General features: G+C 68.4%; 17 protein-coding genes. 6 read left to right on the top strand and 11 right to left on the bottom strand.

Annotated elements, in window-relative coordinates; genetic code table 11:
* The first annotated feature begins 12 nt into the window (after positions 1-12).
* Positions 13-225 carry a (2Fe-2S)-binding protein gene (locus AC3IRM_RS02505; RefSeq protein WP_489204715.1) on the top strand — a complete coding sequence of 71 codons (213 nt, stop codon included), beginning with the start codon at positions 13-15 and terminating at the stop codon, positions 223-225.
* A gap of 110 nt (positions 226-335) precedes the next feature.
* Positions 336-809 carry a bacterioferritin gene (gene bfr, locus AC3IRM_RS02510; protein WP_489204716.1) on the top strand — a complete coding sequence of 158 codons (474 nt, stop codon included), beginning with the start codon at positions 336-338 and terminating at the stop codon, positions 807-809.
* A 42-nt stretch (positions 810-851) separates the two neighbouring features.
* Here bfr and AC3IRM_RS02515 read toward each other — a convergent pair whose 3' ends face one another.
* The 3 genes from AC3IRM_RS02515 to AC3IRM_RS02525 all read right to left on the bottom strand — a co-directional run bounded on the left by AC3IRM_RS02515 (position 852) and on the right by AC3IRM_RS02525 (position 5,879).
* Positions 852-3,371 carry a hybrid sensor histidine kinase/response regulator gene (locus tag AC3IRM_RS02515; protein WP_489204717.1) on the bottom strand — a complete coding sequence of 840 codons (2,520 nt, stop codon included), beginning with the start codon at positions 3,369-3,371 and terminating at the stop codon, positions 852-854.
* Positions 3,372-3,386: 15 nt separating this feature from the next.
* On the bottom strand, positions 3,387-5,204 hold the full coding sequence (locus tag AC3IRM_RS02520; protein WP_489204718.1) for an EAL domain-containing protein: 1,818 nt from the start codon (positions 5,202-5,204) through the stop codon (positions 3,387-3,389).
* 90 nt (positions 5,205-5,294) lie between these two features.
* A complete protein-coding gene (locus AC3IRM_RS02525) occupies positions 5,295-5,879 on the bottom strand; it encodes a DUF4126 domain-containing protein (protein WP_489204719.1) in 585 nt (194 codons plus the stop codon).
* A 100-nt stretch (positions 5,880-5,979) separates the two neighbouring features.
* Here AC3IRM_RS02525 and AC3IRM_RS02530 point away from each other — a divergent pair, with 100 nt between their 5' ends.
* Genes AC3IRM_RS02530 through nudC form a run of 3 tightly spaced genes read left to right on the top strand, consistent with a single transcriptional unit; the run spans position 5,980 to position 8,049 of the window.
* A complete protein-coding gene (locus tag AC3IRM_RS02530) occupies positions 5,980-6,702 on the top strand; it encodes a DUF6776 family protein (protein ID WP_489204720.1) in 723 nt (240 codons plus the stop codon).
* A 32-nt stretch (positions 6,703-6,734) separates the two neighbouring features.
* Positions 6,735-7,109: an iron-sulfur cluster insertion protein ErpA gene (gene erpA / locus AC3IRM_RS02535; protein ID WP_232117933.1), complete on the top strand. Its 375-nt coding sequence runs from the start codon at positions 6,735-6,737 to the stop codon at positions 7,107-7,109.
* 52 nt (positions 7,110-7,161) lie between these two features.
* Positions 7,162-8,049 (top strand): NAD(+) diphosphatase, encoded by an 888-nt coding sequence (gene nudC / locus AC3IRM_RS02540; protein WP_489204721.1) that lies wholly within the window; start codon positions 7,162-7,164, stop codon positions 8,047-8,049.
* A 9-nt stretch (positions 8,050-8,058) separates the two neighbouring features.
* On the opposite strand, the gene AC3IRM_RS02545 is transcribed toward nudC, so the two are convergent.
* The 5 genes from AC3IRM_RS02545 to purD form a co-directional block, all read right to left on the bottom strand.
* Positions 8,059-8,496: a DUF2752 domain-containing protein gene (locus AC3IRM_RS02545; RefSeq protein ID WP_489204722.1), complete on the bottom strand. Its 438-nt coding sequence runs from the start codon at positions 8,494-8,496 to the stop codon at positions 8,059-8,061.
* Positions 8,496-8,876 (bottom strand): CD225/dispanin family protein, encoded by a 381-nt coding sequence (locus AC3IRM_RS02550; protein WP_489204723.1) that lies wholly within the window; start codon positions 8,874-8,876, stop codon positions 8,496-8,498. Before AC3IRM_RS02550 ends, AC3IRM_RS02545 begins: the two co-directional genes overlap by 1 nt.
* Positions 8,877-8,987: 111 nt before the next feature.
* Positions 8,988-10,937 (bottom strand): MFS transporter, encoded by a 1,950-nt coding sequence (locus AC3IRM_RS02555; protein WP_489204724.1) that lies wholly within the window; start codon positions 10,935-10,937, stop codon positions 8,988-8,990.
* A 54-nt stretch (positions 10,938-10,991) separates the two neighbouring features.
* The gene (locus AC3IRM_RS02560) at positions 10,992-11,462 is read right to left on the bottom strand and encodes an acyl-CoA thioesterase (RefSeq protein WP_489205808.1); all 471 of its coding nucleotides are present in this window, start codon (positions 11,460-11,462) and stop codon (positions 10,992-10,994) included.
* Positions 11,463-11,517: 55 nt separating this feature from the next.
* Positions 11,518-12,816 carry a phosphoribosylamine--glycine ligase gene (purD, locus tag AC3IRM_RS02565; RefSeq protein ID WP_489204725.1) on the bottom strand — a complete coding sequence of 433 codons (1,299 nt, stop codon included), beginning with the start codon at positions 12,814-12,816 and terminating at the stop codon, positions 11,518-11,520.
* Positions 12,817-12,968: 152 nt separating this feature from the next.
* Here purD and AC3IRM_RS02570 point away from each other — a divergent pair, with 152 nt between their 5' ends.
* On the top strand, positions 12,969-14,444 hold the full coding sequence (locus AC3IRM_RS02570) for an alanine/glycine:cation symporter family protein (protein WP_489204726.1): 1,476 nt from the start codon (positions 12,969-12,971) through the stop codon (positions 14,442-14,444).
* Positions 14,445-14,547: 103 nt separating this feature from the next.
* Here AC3IRM_RS02570 and AC3IRM_RS02575 read toward each other — a convergent pair whose 3' ends face one another.
* The 3 genes from AC3IRM_RS02575 to fis form a co-directional block, all read right to left on the bottom strand.
* Positions 14,548-15,441 (bottom strand): hypothetical protein, encoded by an 894-nt coding sequence (locus AC3IRM_RS02575; RefSeq protein WP_489204727.1) that lies wholly within the window; start codon positions 15,439-15,441, stop codon positions 14,548-14,550.
* Positions 15,442-15,521: 80 nt separating this feature from the next.
* The gene (gene purH / locus AC3IRM_RS02580) at positions 15,522-17,123 is read right to left on the bottom strand and encodes a bifunctional phosphoribosylaminoimidazolecarboxamide formyltransferase/IMP cyclohydrolase (protein ID WP_489204728.1); all 1,602 of its coding nucleotides are present in this window, start codon (positions 17,121-17,123) and stop codon (positions 15,522-15,524) included.
* 55 nt (positions 17,124-17,178) lie between these two features.
* Entirely contained in the window at positions 17,179-17,448 is a 270-nt protein-coding gene (fis, locus tag AC3IRM_RS02585) for a DNA-binding transcriptional regulator Fis (protein WP_159677666.1), read from the bottom strand.
* Positions 17,449-17,490 lie beyond the last annotated feature (42 nt).

Consider the following 17,490-nt stretch of genomic DNA (forward strand, 5'->3'; position numbering starts at 1 on the left):
AGGACCACAGCCTTGTACGTGTGCATCTGCAACGGCGTCACCGACTCCCAGATCCGCCAGGCTGCCGTCAACGGTTGCCGGGAAACGAGTGAGCTGACGATGCGCACCGGCTGCGGTGCGACCTGCGGCAGTTGCCTGGACATGGCGACGGCCCTGCTGGACGACTATCACGCCGCGCGCCGTGCACCGGTCATCGATCTGCCGCTGATCGCGTCGGCCGCCTGATCCACGGCGCTCGTCGCCGCGCCCCGACTAATGATCACGATTCGCGTTCCGTCATGCGGTGCGCGCGATCGCTAGAGTGTGCGCATTCCGCGATATCAGGAGCACCCTCGATGAAGGGCGACGCGCAGGTCATCCGCTTTCTCAACCAGGCGCTCTACAACGAGCTCACGGCGATCAACCAGTACTTCCTGCACGCCAAGATGCTGAAGAACTGGGGCCTGGACGAACTCGGCAAGCGCGCCTACAAGGCGTCGATCGACGAGATGAAGCATGCCGACAAGCTGTCGGAGCGCATCCTGTTTCTCGAGGGCCTGCCGAACTTCCAGGCGCTGGGCAAATTGCGCATCGGCGAGGCGCCGGTCGAGACGCTGGAATGCGATCTCGCGCTGGAGATGGACGGTCTGCCGACATTGCGCGAGGGCATTGCGCACTGCGAGACCGCCGGCGATTTCGTCAGCCGCAAGCTGCTGGTCGAGATCCTCGAATCCGAAGAGGAACATGTCGACTGGCTGGAAACCCAGCTCGATCTCGTCTCGCGCATCGGCGTCGAGAACTATCTGCAGAGCCAGATCGACGACGACTGAGCCTGACCCGCTTCACCCGCCCGCATGCTGCGGGCGGTGGCGTCAGGTGACGCCCTGGACCCGGCCTTCGCGCAGCATCCGCCGCGCACGCGCGAATTCGTTCGACACCAGTGCAACGGCCACGGCCGGGCGTTCCAGATTGCGCTCACGGGCGCCTGCCTCGATGCGCCGCGCCGCCGCCGACAGCGACATCGCGCCGAGATTCGCACTCGACGATTTGAGCGAATGCGCGGCATCGCGCAGACCGTCGTAGTCCGGTCCGTCGACCGCGTTCTCCAGCGCCGACAGCAGGCGCGGGGTGTCGTCGAGGAAAAGATCGATCAGCCGATCGACCTCGTCGCCGAGCACGCTCCTCAGATCATCGAGGACTTCGTGGTCGATGACCGGTGGTAGCGGCCCGCGGTCCAGGACGGGGCCGGGTGCTGACACGGGAATCGCGGCGGGCATCGGCGTATCGATTGCATCCGGCTGGGGCGGCGTCGACTGCGTCGGGGTGGTCCACTCGTCGGGCGACATCGGCTGGCTGATCGCCTCGGGCGCGGGACTCGCGTGTTCGAGGACGGCGGGCGCGGCGTCCGGATCCCACCAGCGATAGATGCAGCGTTCGAGTTCGCTGCGCGTGACCGGCTTGGCGAGGTAGTCGTCCATGCCCGCATCGAGGCACTTCTGGCGATCGCCGGCCATCGCATTGGCGGTCATCGCGATGATCGGCAGACGGCGCGCGCTGCGCTCGGCGGCTTCGTGTTCGCGCCAGCGGCGCGTCGCGGTATAGCCGTCCATGACCGGCATCTGGCAATCCATCAGCACGATGTCGTAGCGCGACGCGGCGATGCGCAGCAATGCGGCTTCGCCGTTGCTGGCCGTGTCGCAGGTGATGCCCAGCACCGACAGCAGGCGTTGGCCGACCATCAGATTGACCGGATTGTCTTCGACCAGCAGCACGCGCGGTTTGCGCGGACCGTCGCTGCGGGCAGCCTCGATAGCGCCGACGGTTGGCGGGATGGGAGAAGAAGGCGCCTGCGCACCAGTGGTAGCCGATCCGAACGCCGGCGACGTGGCGCCATCGTCACGCCCGAGCGAGGCAGGCGCGTTCGACTCGATCAGCGACGGATAGGACGGCTCACTGGGCGCGGGGGCACTCTCGGTATCGAGGACCGCTTCGCGCAGGTCGGCGTCGGGCGATTGCCGGCTCAACAGCGTCGCCCCCTGGCGCAGTTCCTCCGAGACCGGCTCGTCGCCATACAGGCACACCAGACGCAGACCGCCATAGGCCGACTGACGGGTCACGTTGCGATACAGCGCAACCGCGGTATTGCGCATGCCGGCGAGGTCGGCGACGACGACCGAGTAGGCCCACGGCGGCCCCTGGTTCGCGGCGGTGCGCAGACGGTCCAGGGCCTCCTGCGTGGTTTCCACCGAGCTCACCCGCAATCCCCAGTTGGGCAGCAGCATGCTCAGGCGCAGACGCAGGCGCGGATCGGCACTGAGCAGCAGCGCGCGTCCGTCGCGGGGAGTCGCGTCCTCGGCCGGCATGTCGCCCTGGGTCTTGCGCAGCGGGATCTCGAACCAGAACGTCGAGCCGGCGCCGGGCTCGGAGTCCACGCCGATCCGGCCGTCCATCAGTTCCACGATCCTGCGCGAAATCGCCAGACCGAGCCCGGTCCCCCCATACAGGCGCGTGGTGGATGCGTCGGCCTGGCTGAAGGCCTGGAACAACCGCGTACGGCCTTCGGCACTGATGCCGATGCCGGTATCGCGGACTTCGAAGCGCAGCTGATGTTGCGCCGCGGTCTCACCGAGCCGGCGCACATGCACGGACACGCTGCCGCGCTCGGTGAACTTGACCGCGTTGCTGATCAGGTTGCCCAGGACCTGGCGCAGACGGACAGGGTCTCCACGGACGGGCAGGCGCACGACCGGATCGATCTGCAGTCCCAGCCGCAGCCCCTTGGTCTGCGCGGCGCGCTCCATGACCTGGATCACGCCGTCCATCAGCTCGCGCAGGTTGAACCCGGTGACCTCGAGATCGAGCTTGTTCGATTCGAGTTTGGAGTAGTCGAGGATGTCGTCGACGATGCGCTGCATCTGCTGCGAGGACAGGAACGCAGTGCGCACCAGCTCGGCGTGGTCGGGGGCGAGTCCGGCGTGCATCAGCAGGTCGAGCATCGGCGTGATGCCGTTGAGCGGTGTGCGGATCTCGTGGCTCATCGTGGCGAGGAACTCGCCTTTGGCCATCACCGCCGATTCCGCGGCGTTCTTGGCCTGGCGGAGCTCTTTTTCCAGCTCGGTGCGTTCTTCGAGTTCGCGCTGCAGTTCACCCAGCGCCAGCTCGTCCTGGCGCAGACGCTCATCGGCCGCTTCGAGTTCGCGCACACCCTGGTGCATGTGCACGCTGACGCCGATCGATGCGGCCACGGCCACCAGCGACAGTGCCAGCGCCAGCAGTTGCCACGGACCGGGGATCGCCAGCGCAGCCAGGCCCATGGTCAGCGCGGCACCGCCGGCTGCCCCCAGCGCAAGCCAACGCAGCACGAGGGCGGATGGGCGACGGCGCGCGATCATAAGCGTCTGCAGGCCCTAGAGCACGGAGTGGTGGAAGTCGAAATCGAGGACGTTCGCAACGCGCTGGACGAGATTGCCCTGGATGAAATCGATGCCGCTCATCCAGAGCGTCGCCGCCGCTTGCGGGTCTTCGACCTGCTGGCCGATCACCTGCAGCCCGAGCCGGTGCGCGTGTTCCACCGCGACCCGCATCTCGTCCCGGACGCGGGGTTCGTCGAGCTGGCGCGAGTAACGCGCCGCGAGGCGCACGAAGCCGAGCGGCAGCTGCGCGAGCAGCGCGTCGGCCTCTTCGCTCGCGCTGTACTGGCCCAGGCACAGCTGCACCCCGGCCGGCACCATGCGCGCGCAGAAATCCTGCAGCGAGAGTGCATGGATGAGTGCATCGTCCTGACGCACGTCGATGACCAGCGACGCGCCCGGCACACCGGACAGCTCGATCTGCTCCAGCAGCCAGTCGGCGTAGCCGCCCTGGATCAGGCTGCGCGAGGACTGCGACACGAACAGGCGCATCGTGCTGCCCACGCGCTGGCGCTCGACGAGAGTCGCGATCGCCAGTTCGACGACGCGGCGGTCGATCTCGAGCAGCAGGCCCGCGACTTCAGCGGCCGGCAGCACGCGCGCGGCCGAATGCAGTTCGCCGTCGCGCCCCCGCAGGCGCAGCAGCGTCTGGTACTGGGCCTCGTCGCCGCCGGCGACCGCAACGATCGGCTGGAATGCGAGCTCGATGCGCTGCTCGGCCAGCGCATCGCGCAGATCGTCGGCCAGGCCACCCTGGGCTTCGCCGGGTGCGACGCGGGGCGCAGGAATATGCACGGCGATGCCGATCGGCGTGCCACGCGACTCGCGCAAGGCCTGCTCGGCGGCGGCCAGCGCAGTGCCGGGCTCGTCGTAGCCGTGGACGAGGTCGGCATAGCCGACCAGCGCGCGCAGGCGGATGGTCTGGTCGGCGAGCGGGAACGGATGGCTGCCGATCCCGTCCCGCAGGCTGCGGGCCCAGGCGTCGAGATCGATACGCGCCACGTCCGGCGCGAACACCAGGAAGGTGTTGTCGTTGAGCCGTGTCGCGGACGCGTCGCCCACCAGCGTCCGCAGATGTCGCCCGGCGTCGGTAAGCACGGTCTCCAGGCCTGCATAGCCGTAGCGGTCGCGCAGCGCCGTGATGCCTTCCACCTCGACGAAACCGAGCGCGCCACGCGGCGCTGCCGGAATGGCATCGGCCAGATGCTGCAGCAGTTGCAGGCGGCTGTTGAGGCCGGTCAGCGCATTGCGCCCGGGATCGGGCATCTGCTGCAGCGCGCGGGCGCGACGGATGCGGTTCTGCACCGCGGCGATCAGATGCCTGGGGCGCACCGGCTTGGTCAGGAAGTCGTCTGCGCCGACTTCGAGGGCTTCGAACTGCCGCTCGGGATCGGCGTCGCCAGTCAGAAACACCACCGGAATATGGGAGAACGCCGCCTGGCCACGTAGCAGCGCGGTCAATTCGGAACCGTCCATGCCGGGCATGTGCAGGTCCATCAGCACGAGGTCGGGCTGGAACTCACCGAGCGTTGCCATGAATTCCGAAGCGACCGCCACGACCCTGGCCTGCAGGCCAGCCCCATTGAGCACGCTCTCGGCGAACAGCGCCTGGCTGGGATCGTCCTCGACGATCAGCACGCGATGCGGTGCCTCGGTCGCGTCGCCCGGCTGCGCAATCGACGGCGCGGCGGCAGCGCCTGCAGCGTCGGCGGCGGGATCTCCGGGGAGCGTGGGTTGACCGGCGTCGGCGACCCAACGCCGCCAGTAGGCGGACGGGGGGAACTCGGCGCGTTGCTTGCTGTCGGCATCGGACATAGGAGCGGCACTGTGACGCGATGTGGGGGATCAGGCAACTTTAACCGGCACCCCTTGAATCGCGGCCGCAACAGCCGACCTGGGCGGTTTTCAAACGGCCCCGGTCGCCCGCGGCGCGCGATGCGACAGACGTCGCCACAGCCACCACACCGCCACCGCGAAGGGCAGCGCGAATGCGGCCACCAGCGCCAGCGCCAGCCACGGCGACACCAGCGCCAGCGACAGTGCGCCGACGGTGACGACATCTTCGGTCATGGAGGCGGCGAGGTTGCTGACCGGCTCGGGCGAGGCATTGAGCAGCAGGCGGCCACCGGCCTTGAGCGCATGGCTGGCGAAGGCCACACCGGCGCCGGTCGCCAGCATGCCGGCGCCGAGATCCCCGTCGGGCGACAACGTCGCGGCAGCGAGAAACGCACCCGCCGGTACGCGGGCCAGCGTCTGCAGCAGATCCCAGCCCGAATCTACACCGGGAATCTTGTCGGCGAAGAATTCCACCAGGGCCAGCGCGCCGGACACCCCCAGCACCCAGGGTGATGCGGCGGCTTCGAGCGCAGGCGGCAGATCCAGCCAGCCGAACACGCCGGCCAGTCCGACCCCGAAGACCGTCAGATAGGCGCGCACACCGGCCAACCAGGCGAGCAGCACGCCGGCGGCGAAGAGGTGGGCTTCCGACATCGCGACGCTCCGTGGCAAAAGACAACGCGTGCACAACGCGGGCGAGTATAGGACCGGCTTCGCCTTGACGCGGTGCGACGGCGCTGGCTATACCGTGGCGATGACCGACACCCCACCTCCTGTCGCCAAGCCGCCCGCGGCCAGCCGCCGCGCGCGCGGCCCACGCATCGTCATCGTCCTCGCGGGGGTTGTCGCCCTCTCGTTGCTGTTCGGCCTCTGGGGCGCTTGGCAGACCTTCGTGCCGGGCTCGGATAACCCGCAGCGCCAGCTCGCCGAGCAGCAGAACGCGCTCGAACGCCTGCAGCAGCAGGTGTCCACGCTGACGCGATCCGACCAGATCAGCCGCGATGCGAACCGCGAGCTGCAGGGCACGCTGGCCGAGCGCGACGAGGAGATCGCCGCGCTGCGGGCCGATGTCGCGTTCTATGAGCGCTTCGTCGGCGCGACCGCGCAGCGCAAGGGACTGACCGTGCACGAGCTGCGGATGCAGGCCCGCACCGACCAGGGCTGGCACTACACCGCGACGCTGACCCAGAGCCTGAGTCGCGAGGCGGCCAGCGTGGGCACGATGCGGCTGTCGATCGAGGGCACGCGCGACGGGCGTCTGGAGACGCTGGAGTGGGACCAGTTGCGCCAGCGCGACGATGCAGCCCGCGTCGCCTACTCGTTCAAGTACTTCCAGCAGGTCGAAGGCGACATCGTGCTGCCGGACGGTTTCCAGCCCCTGCGTGTGCTGGTACGGCTCGAGCCCGAGCGCGGCAGCGCGGTCGAGCGCTCGTTCAGCTGGGCCGACGTGACGCCACGTTCCGCGCCCGGCGCTTGAAGCGGGGGGCACGCAGCCCCATCCTGTGTGCCATGAATGACGTGCTCACCATCGAAGGTCCCGGCTACCAGTCGCTCGAACGCCCACTGGATTTCACGCCGGCTGCCGCCGCCAAGGTGCGCGAGCTGATCGAGGGTGAAGGCAATGCCGCGCTCAATCTGCGCGTGTACATCCAGGGTGGTGGCTGTTCGGGCTTCCAGTACGGGTTCGAGTTCGACGAGCAGCGCACCGACGACGACCTGGCCGTGGTGACCGACGACGTGACCCTGGTGGTCGACCCGCTGAGCCTGCAGTACCTGATGGGCGCGTCGGTCGATTACGTCGAAAGCCTGCACGGTGCGCAGTTCACGATCCGCAACCCGAACGCCAAGTCGACCTGCGGCTGCGGCAGCAGCTTCAACGTCTGACCGCGTCGGCTGCCTGACGACGCCAGACGCCGCGCAGGGCGATAATCCGACGATGGACTTCAGTTTCGTCGACGCGCCGCTCGACCGCGCAGAACATCTCCGCACCGATTCCCACGCGCTCGCGCGCCTGTGGCCGGAGGCCCGTGTGCTGGTGCTCGACGCCAGAGGCGATGCACACGTGGATGCGCACGGCATGCCGCCCGCGCTCGACGGCACGGTCGTCGGCACACGCCCTGCATCTGCGGTGTTCCTTGGCCTGCACGAGACGCAGGGCTGGTTCGCACTGCCCGCGGTCGATGCACCGTCCACGCTCGCCGTGCCTGCGACGATCGATCTGCGCACCGCCGCTGCGCAGTGGCCGGTCCGTGAAGCGACCGCCTTCGCGCAGGCGCGCGCGGTGCTGCACTGGCGTGACCGCCACCGCTTCTGCGGTGCCTGCGGTGCGCCGCTCGACTATGCGCGTGCCGGCTGGCTGGGGCGCTGCACCGGGTGCGGCATCGAGCACTACCCGCGCACCGACCCGGCGGTGATCGTCGCGGTGACCGACGGGTCGCGTCTGCTGCTGGGGCGTCAGGCCGCGTGGTCGCCAGGCCGGTATTCGACGCTTGCAGGTTTCGTCGAGCCGGGCGAGACGCTCGAGCAGACCGTCGTGCGCGAAGTGTTCGAGGAAAGTGCGGTGCGCGTGACCGGGTGCCGCTATCTTGCCTCGCAGCCGTGGCCGTTTCCCGCTTCGCTGATGCTCGGCTTCATCGCCGACGCCGGGCCCGATGCGCCGCAGGTCACCGACGAGCTGGAAGACGCGCGCTGGTTCGACGTCGACACGATCGGCGCCGCGTTGCGCGATGCGCATCCGGAATTGAAGCTGTCGCCGAAGTCGTCGATCTCGCGCTGGTTGATCGCGCACTGGCATGCGCAGCAGACGGGCACCACGACTGGCTGAATATTGAGATCAGCCCGGCGCGAGCAGGGTGAACGGAAACCACGGCAGGTTGCGCGCGATCCAGTACACCAGCAGCAGCGCGACCCAAGGTTTCCAGTCTGCGGCAACGCGGGCAAGCCGCTGCAGCCACGGCGGACGCCAGCCCCAGTGCCAGGCCACGAGCAGCGGTGCCAGCGCGAGCAGCGCGAACAGCAACGGGTTCATCGAGAACGCACGCGGCAGATCGCCGTGCGCCAACGCGTGCAGGCATCGCGTCAGGCCACAGGCCGGGCAATGCCAGCCGGTGGCGCTGTAGAACATGCACGGCGGAAACGGATTGCCGGGCGCATTCGGATCGAAGGTGCGCAGCAGCCACGCGCCGGTCGCCACGAGTGCCACGCCGCCGCCTGCGAAGGCGACGGTCGAGGCACGGATGCGGCGTGGCGCGTGGCTGCCGGCCACCGACATCAGCTGCCGGCCTGCATCTGATCCATGATCATCTGCCACTGCGCCATGCCGCCGCCGAGCGTGAACGAGTAGATCGTCCACAGCAGGCCGATGATGCACAGACCGGTGGTGACCCAGCACCAGACCTTGGCGGTGTTCGACGCGCGCTGGGCGCCGGGCAGATCGCCCTGGCCGAGCAGCGTGTTGACCTTGGCCGAGAACACGATGGCGACGATGCCCGGAATCGTGCCGACGATGCAGCACAGGCACAGCGACAGCACGGTCACCACGATGGACCAGGCGAGGTAGTTGGGCACGGTGCCCGGTGCGATCGGCGTGCCGGGAAGCGGCGCCTCCGGCGTGCCGTAGGTGCCCGGGGGCGGCGGCGGAATCGAACTCATCGAAAAAACTCCTTGTGCTGCAACGGATGGGAACTGTCGATGACCGCCGTCCTTGGACGGGGACGGCTTACTGTAGCGCCAGACATGCGCGATGCGCCGCCGCCGCGCGCCTCAGGCCGCGTCGCCGCGCAACATCCGCACCTGGGCTTCGAGGGTACCGGCATCGATCGATGCACCGTCTTCGATCCGCGGACCGGCGACGACATCGACGTGCGCGCGCGCCCGGCGCGGGACACGCATCCGGCCCAAGCGGGAATCGCGATGGCTCCACATGCTCGACCACATGCCGCGCAGCGCCATCGGCACCACCGGCACGCGTTGGCCACGTTCCGCTGCGCGCGCGAGGATGCGCTCGACGCCCGACTTGAACGCGGCGATCTCGCCGTCGCGTGTCAGCTTGCCCTCGGGGAAGATGCCGACCAGCTCGCCTTCGGCCAGCGCTGCATCCACTGCGTCGAACGCGCGCTGCATGAGCTCGGGATCTTCCTTCGCGCCGGCGATCGGAATCGCCTTCGCGTTGCGGAAGATCCAGTGCATGCCGGGCACGTTGTAGATGCGGTGATACATGACGAATCGCACCGGCCGGGGGATCGCCGCCGACAGGATCAGCGCGTCCATGTAGCTGACATGGTTGCAGACGATCAGGGCCGGGCCGTCCGACGGTACCGAGGACTCGATGTCGCGCAGCCGCAGCCGGTAGAGCACGCGCACAAGCAGCATGCTGACGAAGCGCATCAGGAACTCGGGCACGATCGTGAAGATCCACAGGGCGACGAGTCCGTTGGCGATCGCCAGCGCCAGGAACACCTGCGGAATGCTCAGTCCGGGCAACGGAATGCGCATGCTGCCGATAGTGAAGCCGTCCATCTGCAGCAGCACGCCGAGGATCGCGGCGGTCACGATGAACAGCGAGTTCTGGATATTGAGCCCGGCGATCACGCGCGAGAGCTCCGACTTCGGTGTGCGGCTCTGGATCAGTGCGAACAGCGGCACGACGAAGAAGCCGGTGAACATGCCGATGCCGGTCAGGTCGATGACGATGCGCCAGCCGGTCCAGTCGCCGAGGAACTGCGCGATCGTCAGGCCGGTGGCCGGCGGAGCGCCGGGTCGCGCCAGATACAGGTCCAGCAGGAACGCGGTGATGCCGATCGCGCCGACGGGCACGAGGCCGATCTCGACCGAGCGGCCCGACAGTTTTTCGCACAGCAGCGAGCCGACGCCGACGCCGATCGAGAACAGCGCCAGCGCGAAGATGTACAGCGCGGTGTCGTTGGCCACGCCGCCCAAGTGCAGCTCGGCGTAGGTCGGCAGCTGCGCGGTCAGCACCGTGCCGACGAACCAGAACCACGACACGCCGAGGATGGCGTTGCGCACCGCCAGCTGGCGCTTGGCCAGACGCAGGATCGCGCGCGATTCGGGAATCGGATTCCAGTTGACCTTGAGTTCGGGCGCGCCGGCATCGACTTTCGGAATCATCCGCGCGACCACATTGCCCGCTACCGCCAGCGTGACCACCGACAGCGCCGCCGCCTCGGGACCAAAGCTGCCGGCGATCTTGAACACCAGGCCGCCATAGATCATGCCGGCGAGGATCGCGATCGACGTGCCCATTTCGACCAGGCCGTTGCCGCCGGTGAGCTCTTCCGGCCGCAGTACCGACGGCAGGATCGAGTACTTCACCGGGCCGAACAGCGTGGACTGCGTGCCGGTCAGAAACAGCGCGACCAGCAGCACCGGCATGTTCTCGAGCAGGAAACCCGCGGCCGCGATCGACATGATCACGATCTCCATCGTCGTGGTGATGACGATGAGCTTCTGTTTTTCCACCTTCTCGGCAATCTGCCCGGCGATCGCCGAGAACAGGAAGTACGGCAGGATGAAGAGCGCCGGCGCGAGGTTGGCGTAGAGCGTGCGCTCCGACATGCTGACGCCGAGAAACAGCAGCAGCGCGATGATCGACTGGCGGTAGACGTTGTCGTTGAACGCGCCCAGGGCCTGGACGGTGAAATAGGGCAGGAAACGGCGCTGCTTCAGCAGTGCGAACTGGGACTGGCCGGCCATGCAGGCTCCTCGACGGATGCGCGGAGCCTAGCAAAGCCGCATGTCACTACGCGATCAGTCGGTCGCGTCGGGAAATGTCTCGCGGACGGCGCGGTAGCGCTGCTCGAGTTCCTGGCGGATCTCGCGGCGCTGGCGCCCCTGTTCGAACCGTCGCCGTTCTTCGGCCGTCTGCGGTTCGCGTGGCGGCACCGGTGTCGAGCGGCCGTCCTCGTCCATCGCCACCATCGTGAAGAAGCAGCTGTTGGTGTGGCGCACCGCGCGGTTGCGGATGTCCTCGGTGATGACCTTGATGCCGACTTCCATCGACGTGCGCCCGGTGTAGTTCACCGACGCGAGGAAGGTCACCAGCTCGCCGACGTGGATCGGCTCGCGGAACGTCACCTGGTCGACCGACAGCGTGACCACGTAACGACCGGCGTAGCGGCTGGCGCAGGCGTAGGCCACTTCATCGAGATACTTCAGCAGCGTGCCGCCGTGGACGTTGCCGGAGAAGTTCGCCATGTCCGGCGTCATCAGCACGGTCATGCTCAGCTGGGCGTTGCCTGGGATCACGTGTGTGGCCTTGGCGGGAGGGAAGGGGTCAGGCGTCGCCGCGTTCGCGTGCGATCGCGCGCCAGCCGATGTCGTGGCGATGGAACTCGCCCTGCCAGGAGATGCCGGCGAGCTCGCCGTAGGCGCGCGTCTGCGCATCGGCGACGGTCTCACCCAGCGCAGCCACACATAGTACGCGGCCGCCGGCGGTGACGGCCTGGCCGTGCGCGTCGAGCTTCGTGCCGGCATGGAACACCTTGGTGTCGGCCAGCGGCGGCGTGTCCCAGGTATTGATGACGTCGCCGGTGCGCGGCGTGTCCGGGTAGCGTTCGGCGGCCATCACCACGCCGAGCGAGGGACGCGGATCCCATTGCGCCTCCACGCCATCGAGCCTGCCGTCGATCGCGGCTTCGACCAGATCCAGCAGGTCGGACTGCAGACGCAGCATCACCGGCTGGGTTTCCGGATCGCCGAAGCGCACGTTGAACTCGATGACCTTCGGCGCGCCGTGCGGGTCGATCATCAGGCCGGCATACAGAAACCCGGTGAACGGCACGCCGTCTTCGATCATGCCGCGCACGGTCGGCTCGACGACCTCGCGCATCACGCGCGCGTGCACGTCCGGGGTCACCACCGGCGCGGGCGAATACGCGCCCATGCCGCCGGTGTTGGGGCCGGTGTCGCCATCGCCGACGCGCTTGTGGTCCTGGCTGGTCGCCATCGGCAATGCGGTCGCGCCATCGACGATCGAGATGAAGCTCGCCTCCTCGCCGTCGAGAAATTCTTCGATCACCACGCGCGCGCCTGCCGCGCCGAAGGCGTTGCCCGAGAGCATGTCGGCGATCGCCGCTTCGGCCTCCTCCAGCGACATCGCGACGATCACGCCCTTGCCCGCGGCAAGACCGTCGGCCTTGATGACGATCGGCGCGCCGTGCTGGCGCACGTATTCGACCGCGGTGTCGGCGTCGGTGAACACCGCGTAGCCCGCGGTCGGAATCGCGTGGCGTGCGAGGAAATCCTTGGCGAAGGCCTTGCTGCCTTCGAGCTGCGCGGCGGCCGCAGTGGGGCCGAAGATGCGCAGGCCGGCCGCGCGGAAGCGATCGACCACGCCGGCGACCAGCGGCGCCTCGGGACCGACCACGGTCACATCGACCGCTTCGGATGTCGCCAGCGCCAGCAGCGCATCGAGATCGGTCGCTGCCACGTCGACATTGCGGCAACCGGGTTCCTTCGCCGTGCCGGCATTGCCCGGCGCGACCAGCACCTCGCCGACTTGCGACGACTGCGCGAGCTTCCAAGCCAGCGCGTGTTCGCGACCGCCGGAACCGATGACGAGGACCTTCTTCATGCGCGACAGACCGGATGCAAAGGGGCACCAGTTTACGGCGTGGCAGCGCCCCTCGCTGCGCGTGGCGTCGGCGGTGCTGCACTGTCGACCGGACGTCGCGGATGCGGATGCTAGGCTCGATCGCTTCGCCCGCAACGGAACCCTGCCCGCCGATGGATCTGGTCCAGCTGATCGAGCGCACCCTCTCGCCCATCGTCGGCGGCATCAACGGCGTGCTGTGGAACTACTTGCTGGTCGGCGTGCTGCCCCTGGTCGGCCTCTGGTTCAGCGCGCGCCTCGGCTTCATCCAGTTCCGCCGGTTTCCCAAGATGATCTCCGGCCTCGTGCGGGGCACAGGAGACGACACCGCCGGCATCTCGCCGCTGCAGTCGCTGTGCACGAGTCTGGCGTCGCGCGTGGGCACCGGAAACCTGGTCGGCGTGGCCATCGCGCTGACCGTCGGCGGTCCCGGCGCGATCTTCTGGATGTGGCTGGTCGCCTGCTTCGGCATGGCTACCGCGTATGTCGAGAGTGCGCTGGCGCAGCTGTACAAGCGTCGCGACGCCGAGGGCCAGTACCGGGGCGGCCCCGCGCTGTACATGGCGTACGGCCTGCGCAAGCCCTGGCTGGGCGCGATCTTCTCGGTGTGCCTGATCCTCGCGTTCGGGCTGGTGTTCAGTGCGGTGCAGGCCAATTCGATCTCCGAAGCAGCGCGTGGCGCCTGGGGCATCGAGCCGGTGTGGACCGCCGCCATCCTCGTCGCGCTCGCAGCGCCGGTGATCTTCGGTGGGCTGCGCCGGGTGGCGAAGCTGTCGGAAGTGATCGTCCCGGCGATGGCGCTCGCCTATCTGGCGCTGGCGGCGTGGGTGATCGTCGGCAATCTCACCGAGGTGCCGGCGATGCTGGCCCTGATCGTGCGCAGCGCCTTCGGTCTCGACCAGGCGGCCGGCGGCGTGCTCGGCGGACTCGCGGTCGCGCTGCTCAACGGGGTCAAGCGCGGTCTGTTCTCCAACGAGGCCGGCATGGGCAGCGCGCCGAACATCGCCGCCTCGGCCACGCCGGCGCCGCACCATCCGGCCAGCCAGGGCCTGGTACAGGCGTTCGGCGTGTTCGTCGACACGCTGGTGATCTGCACGGCGACGGCCTTGATGATCCTGCTGTCGGGTGCGCTCGACACCGCAGGCGGCGACGGGGTGGTGCTCACCCAGCAGGCCATGGCGATTCACTTCGGCGGCTGGGGCCCGGTGTTCATCGCCGTGGCGCTGTCGTTCTTCGCGCTCACGTCGATCCTGGGCAACTACGCCTACGCCGAAAGTGCGGTGGTCTTCCTGCGCGGCGGGCGCGCCGGCATCCTGCTGCTGCGCCTGGGGTGTCTGGCGATGGTGGCCTGGGGGGCGTTCGCCAAGCTCGATCTCGTCTGGGACACCGCCGATGCCGCGATGGGTCTGATGGCGATGGTGAACCTGATCGCCGTGATGCTGCTGTCGGGCGTTGTGATCAAGCTGACGCGCGATTACGACCGCAAGATCCGCGCCGGTGAAGTCTCGCCGCGGCTCGATGCGGACGATTTCCCCGAGCTCGGCGACACGATCGACCGCAGCATCTGGACAGCGGAGAAGACGGTGGCGCCGGTCGCAGCTCCGAAATAGGGACGCGTCGGCAGAATCGCCTGCGCGGTCCCTGCATCGCGTCACGGCACGGCCGACGGTACGAATTCCGCGCTGGCCGCATGCTGCAGCGCGTTGGCATCGCTCAATCGCAGCCTTCGCGCTGCAGCGCTTCGGGCACGGTCCAAGTGCCGCTTGCCGCATCGAACGGGACCAGTTGGGTGCGCTCGACGCGGCGGCCGCAGGCTTCGCCCTCTTCGCGCACGCGCAGCGGCCACGCGACTGCGTCGGCCTTGCGATTGTCGAGTGCGAGGTCGAACGTCAGGTCGTAGGCCGTATCCGGCGCGCAGTCGTCGCGCTCGGCGCAGCCCGCCATCGCACCCAGATTGTCGAGGCTGCTGCGCAGCGACGCGGCGACCTTGAACCCGTCGCCTTCGGGCAGAACGAGACTGGTGTTGCCGACCGTGATGCCCTGCGCGGTGAAGCCATCCTCGACGACGAATCCGTAAAGGCGCGGGCCGAAGCGGCGCACGTCGACGCCGGCGACATCGCCGGTGCTGCCGAAGCCGTCCATGTGTGCGCGTGCGGCGGCGGTCACGGTGTCTCCGTTCGTCTGCAACAGGAAGAGGTCGATGCGCGCGGTGGTCGCATGCCCGGCGTCGTCCGGCACGCCGCACACGGCGACGAGTTCGGCTGGCGCATCCGGCGTGCCCATTGCCTCGCGTGCGCAGACCTCGCGCGACGCAGCATCGGTGCCGAGATCCCCGGCGAGCGGCGTGCCCGGCCAATCGCCCGAAAGTTGCGCGAGTTCACCGTACTGGCTGACGAGAAACGTACGGACTGCGCCGCCATCGAGACCGGCGACCGGCATCGCCGCGTCGCCCGGCAATTCAACCGGACGTGCGGTGATCGCGTCCGCGGTCGAGGCCGGCGGCACTGCGGCGGCCGGTGGCACGGATGATTCGCCACAGGCGCCGAGTGGCAGCAGCAGACAGGCGGGAAGTGCGGCGCGCGACAGCGTCGAGCGGGCGTACAACATCGGCGCATCCTGCGGAAAAGATGCGCCGGACTCTAGCAGCGGCGTCGGCGCGCACCATTCACGTCGACGTGCATGCGCGATCAGTGACGGAAGTGGCGCACGCCGGTGAACACCATCGCGATACCGTGCGCGTCTGCAGCGGCGATCACCTCGCTGTCGCGCATCGAACCGCCGGGCTGGATGACGGCTCGGATGCCGGCTTCGGCGGCGGCGTCGATACCGTCGCGGAACGGGAAGAACGCATCCGATGCCATGACCGAACCCGGCACGACAAGCCCGGCATCGCCGGCCTTGATGCCGGCGATGCGCGCCGAATACACGCGGCTCATCTGTCCGGCGCCGACGCCGATCGTGCGGTGGTCCCTGGCGTAGACGATCGCGTTGGACTTCACGAACTTGGCGACCTTCCATGCGAACAGCAGATCGTCGAGCTGCGCGGCAGTGGGCACGACCTGCGTGACCACCTTGAGCTCGTCGCGCGCGACGTCGCGGTTGTCGGCGCTCTGCATCAACAGGCCCGAGCCCACGCGCTTGACGTCGACGGTGTTGCGGCCGTCGCCATGCGGGATGCGCAGCACGCGAACGTTGGCCTTCTTGCCTGCGTACGCCAGCGCGGCGGCATCGAAGTCGGGCGCGATCAGCACCTCGACGAACTGGCGGTCGAGAATGACCTTCGCCGTCGCCGCATCGAGCTTACGGTTGAACGCGATGATGCCACCGAACGCCGAGGTCGGATCGGTCGCGTAGGCGAGCTCGTAGGCATCGCCGCAGGCCGCGCCCACCGCCACGCCGCAGGGATTGGCGTGCTTGACGATCACGCAGGCCGGCGCATCGAACTGGCGCACGCATTCCCAGGCGGAATCGGCGTCGGCGATGTTGTTGTAGGAAAGCGCTTTGCCCTGCAGCTGTTCGAATGTCGCCAGCGTGCCCGGCGCCGGATACAGGTCGCGATAGAACGCCGCCTGCTGGTGCGGGTTCTCGCCGTAGCGCAGGTCCATGACCTTGACGAAATTGCCGTTGCTCTGGCCGCCGAAGGGCGCGCGCTGCGCGGCGCCGGCATCGGAGGGTTCGGCAATCGACGACAGCACGTCGCTGATGCGCGCGTCGTACTGCGCGACCCGGTTGAACGCGGCGACCGACAGCGCGAAGCGCGTCTGCGCCGATAGCGCGCCGCCGTTGGCGTCGAGTTCTGCCAGCAGCGCGTCGTACTGCGCCGGATCGGTGGCGACCGCGACATGGGCGAAGTTCTTCGCCGCCGCGCGCAGCATCGCCGGGCCACCGATGTCGATGTTCTCGACGATGTCGTCGAACTTCGCGTCGGGCGCGTAGGCCACGCGCTCGAAGGGATAGAGGTTGAGCACCAGCAGGTCGATCGCGTCGATGCCGTGTTCGGCCATCACCGCATCGTCGGTACCGCGGCGCCCGAGCAGGCCGCCGTGTACTTTCGGGTGCAGCGTCTTGACCCGGCCGTCCATGATCTCGGGAAAGCCGGTCACGTCACTGACGTCGCGCACCGGCAGGCCGGCTTCGCGCAGCGCCTTCGCGGTACCGCCGGTCGACAGCAGTTCGACGTTGCGCGCTGCGAGCGCGCGGGCGAGATCGAGCAGGCCGGTTTTGTCGGAGACCGACAACAGGGCGCGACGGATCGCGGTGGGCGCGCCGGACGGAACGGAAACGGTCATGGGAATCGACTGCGGGCGAGGGAGCCGGGAATTATAACGGCCGTGCGCCGGCGACTCAGACCAGCGCGTACTCGCGCAGTTTCTTGCGCAGCGTGGCGCGATGGATACCGAGCATCGCCGCTGCGCGGCTCTGGTTGCCGTCGCAGAAGTTCAGCACCTCGACGAACAGCGGAATCTCGAGTTCGCGCAGCGCGACCTCGTAGAGATTGTCGGTGTCGTTGCCGTTGAGATCGCCGAGGTAGCGCTGGATCGAGGTCGCGACATGTTCGCGCAGGGGCGTGCGCGGCGCTTCGCGCGTGCTGCTGTCGGTGCGGTCTGCGTTCAAGTCGACTCTCGGAAATTCAGCGTCGCTGTGGCAACGTCGGGT

The organism is Luteimonas sp. KH_071, from assembly GCF_057838005.1.